Raw genomic sequence first — 2,400 nt, 5'->3', positions numbered from 1 at the left:
GGTCTGTTCCCGTGACCTTCCCAGACCCTTCCCGGTTCCTCCCTGTCGTCCGAGTCCGTTTCCGTGGTGTTTCCGGACCCTTCCCGTTTCTGGGCCATGAATCCTCTTCTCACCCCTGCTCGGCTTCCTGGGAGGGGCCTTCCTCAGAGGCCGCGGTCACCCCCTCCCACAGAGAAGCCACCGCCGTCGCCCTCTGCCTCCTCTTCCTCCCTCTGGGGAGGGATTCTGGGACCTCCAGGTCCGCGTGGAGAGGCACTGGTCGCCCTGGTCTGGGAGATCGAGCAGGGACAGCTCCCCCGGCTCAGCGCGGACCTGGAGGTCCCAGAATCCCTCCCCAGAGGGAGGAAGAGGAGGCAGTGGGCGACGGCGGTGGCTTCTCTGTGGGAGGGGGTGACCGCGGCCACTGAGGAAGGCCCCTCCCAGGAAGCCGAGCAGGGGTGAGAAGAGGAATCATGGCCCAGAAACGGGAAGGGTCCGGAAACACCACGGAAACGGACTCGGACGACAGGGAGGAACCGGGAAGGGTCTGGGAAGGTCACGGGAACAGACCCGAAGGACAGGGAGACGGATCGGGCAACCGTCTGGTCGACACCTGGAGCGTCCTCCTGCCCGGCGAAGCGCTCCGAGCGAGAAAGATCCTCGAACCGCCGTCATCTTGCTGACAAGCACATGCTGTAAGGAAGGAGAGGACGTATGCCTCGACATCATCATTCCCACCCTGTACAACACCCAGCGGCCCCCCCACCTGTGGGGAAGCTGCTGTCCTTGAGAGAAGTGGCCAACAGGCTAGGAGTGCACTCTGCTACCGTGCTGAGGGCCTGCCAGTGATCTATATCAGCCGCAGGAATGTCAAGGTCGATGAGCAGGACCTCGAGCGATGGCTTGCTTCCCGTAAGGAAGCACCCTAATCAGCATGCCTGCTCGGGACAGGTTCCGGGGCAGGGAGTGACGTCAGGCAAGAGCCGTATGCCCTTGGCAGAGGAACATACGGCTCTTGCCATAGAGAGGGGCGCTCGGGAGCAGTGCCGTGCCCGTAGCAGCCGAAACGCATGAACTGGGAAGGGATCGGATCATGGCCCATCACGAGGAACCATCTTCCAGCCAGCCAGTGAGAGGAAGAAGGAAACGGGGACATGGAGAAGGGTCGATCTTCCAACGCAAGAGCGACCGAAGAACCCGAGCCAAACCCTGGGTTGCCCAGGTGACCCTGGGACCGGGGAAGAAGAAAATCGTCGGGTACTTTCGAACGCGACAGGAAGCTGCCTCCGCTTTGCGGAAGGCACTCAATGAATTAGAGCAAGGGACCTTACCGCTGGAGCGGGATCAGTCGATGCGAGCCTATCTGGAGTACTGGCTGGAGCAGATCCAGAAGCCCGCTATTCGCCCGACGACGTATATCCTCTATCGGAGGATCATCCAGAAACATCTCATCCCGACGCTTGGGGGGATTTCCCTGCGTCGGTTGCAGCCGGAACATATTGAGCACCTCTATGCAAGGAAACAGGCCGAGGGCCTGGCCAGCCGAACCATCGCCAATATTCACAAGCTGCTGCATGCTGCTCTGAGTGACGCGGTCCGACGCAGTAAGGTGGCGCGCAATATTCTGGAGCTGGTCAAGGCCCCTCGAGCCACTTCCCCAGAGAGGCCGACCCTCACGCAGGAACAGGCGGTCCGGCTGGTGCATTCGGTCAAAGAGCATCCCCTGGAAGCATTACTCCTGCTAGCGCTCATAACGGGGATGCGGCAAGGAGAACTGCTCGCGCTGCGCTGGAGTGACGTGGATCTGGAGCGGGGGACCCTCCAGGTCCGGCGGACCGTGAGCTACAAAGCGCGCTATGGCTTTGTAGAGACCGAGACCAAGACCGCCAAGGGGAAGCGGACGATTGCCCTCCCCCCGCTCCTGGTTGAGACGCTGAAAAGGCACCGGGCCCGGCAACAGGAGGCCCGTCAGAAGGCGGGCCGGCGCTGGCAGGAGCGAGATCTGGTCTTCTGCACGCAGGAGGGGAATTTTCTGACCGATAGCTTTGTGCGCCGCCAGTATTATCAGCTCCTGGAGCGGGCTGGGTTACCACGCATCCATTTTCACGACCTCCGACATAGCACCGCAACGATCCTGCTGGCGATGGGCGTCCATATTAAATTGGTCCAGGAACTGTTAGGCCATAGCCAGGTGACGGTCACGCTGGGGATTTATGGGCATGTATTACCGGGGATGCAACGGGAGGCCCTGCAGCGAATGGAGCAATTGCTGAGCGGAGAGCAGGGAATAGGGCTGTCAGAAGGGCTGTCAGAAGAGCTATGAAGGGGCCTTCACAGGAGGAGAGCCGGGGAAGCGGCTCTGGAAGAGGGAGCGGGAGACGGGACTCGAACCCGCGACAGCCTGCTTGGAAGGCAGGTACT

The 2,400-nt window shown here is 61.4% G+C and carries 1 protein-coding gene; it reads left to right on the top strand.

Annotated elements, in window-relative coordinates:
- Positions 1–1,270: 1,270 nt before the first annotated feature.
- Positions 1,271–2,302 carry a tyrosine-type recombinase/integrase gene (locus ACFMO7_RS07250; RefSeq protein WP_376794854.1) on the top strand — a complete coding sequence of 344 codons (1,032 nt, stop codon included), beginning with the start codon at positions 1,271–1,273 and terminating at the stop codon, positions 2,300–2,302.
- The last annotated feature ends 98 nt before the right edge of the window (positions 2,303–2,400 follow it).

The organism is Thermogemmatispora sp. (assembly GCF_042408735.1).
Classification (GTDB): Bacteria; Chloroflexota; Ktedonobacteria; order Ktedonobacterales; family Ktedonobacteraceae; genus Thermogemmatispora.
Note: the sequence above shows the minus strand (reverse complement) of the source record. Positions and strands in the feature narration are given on the sequence as shown.